1 protein-coding gene is annotated in these 1,100 nt (G+C 61.3%); it reads left to right on the top strand.

Annotated features, from left to right (window positions below):
* Positions 1-67: 67 nt before the first annotated feature.
* The gene (locus ACX3P0_RS25275; protein WP_459092978.1) at positions 68-1,045 is read left to right on the top strand and encodes an IS5 family transposase; all 978 of its coding nucleotides are present in this window, start codon (positions 68-70) and stop codon (positions 1,043-1,045) included.
* The last annotated feature ends 55 nt before the right edge of the window (positions 1,046-1,100 follow it).

Consider the following 1,100-nt stretch of genomic DNA (forward strand, 5'->3'; position numbering starts at 1 on the left):
GGACCTTGTTGCAGGGATCGGGCTTTGACGTTTAGAGAAGCGGTCCCCACCGGACAGGACTGCCCGAATGCCACACAAGTTCAATGACCTGCGTCGCCATGTGTTCCCAAAACAGCGCTACCGGGTTACGAACTGGGCGGAATACAATGAGGCCCTTCGCCGTCGTGGGGATCTGACTATCTGGTTCGAGGATGGCGTTGCCGATTTGTGGTCGGCGCCGCGCCGCATGACGCGGGGCGGTCAGGCGCGCTATTCGGACCTGGCGATCGAGATTTGCCTGAGCCTGCGGTTCGTGTTCGGCCTGCCACTGCGGCAGACGCAAGGGATCGTGCGCAGTCTTGCGCGGTTGACTGGCGCCCCTATTCTGGCGCCTTGTTTCTCGACTTTGTCGCGCCGAGGCGTGGGCTTGAAGACAGGCGTCAAGAGCCGCCCGCCGACCGATGAGCCTGTGCATTTGGTGGTGGATAGCACAGGGCTGAAAGTCTTTGGCGCGGGCGAATGGCTCGAAGAAAAACACAAAACCAAACGGAAACGCCGCTCCTGGCGCAAGCTTCACCTTGGGCTCGACCTTCTCAGCGGCGAGATTCTCTGTGCCGATCTGACGGAGGAAAGCATCGGCGATACCACGGTGCTTCCGGAACTTCTGGCCCAGATCGACGCGTCCGCCGTCCGGCTCATTGCCGACGGCGCCTATGATGGAGCGCCCGTCAGCGATCTTGTCGAAGCGCGGTTTGGCGACCAGGTAGAAGTCATCATCCCGCCACCGAAGAATGCCGTCCCGAGCGCCGACGCGGCACAGAACCCGACGTCGCGGGACCGCCATATCGACGCGATCGCAACCCAAGGCAGGATGGGCTGGCAGATATCCAGCGGTTACAATCAGCGCTCCCGGATCGAGGCCCAGATGTCCCGATGGAAGACCGTCATCGGGCCAAAACTGAAGGCCAGAACCCTCGCCAACCAACGAACCGAGGCCGTAATCGGCGTCAGCATCTTGAACCGAATGACCAAGCTCGGCCGTGCCGAGTTTGAACGCGGGGCATGAACAAGGTCACCGGTAGGGCGCTCTTCGATCAAATTCCGATCCCTGCAACAAGGTC

This window comes from Mesorhizobium sp. A556 (assembly GCF_054489545.1).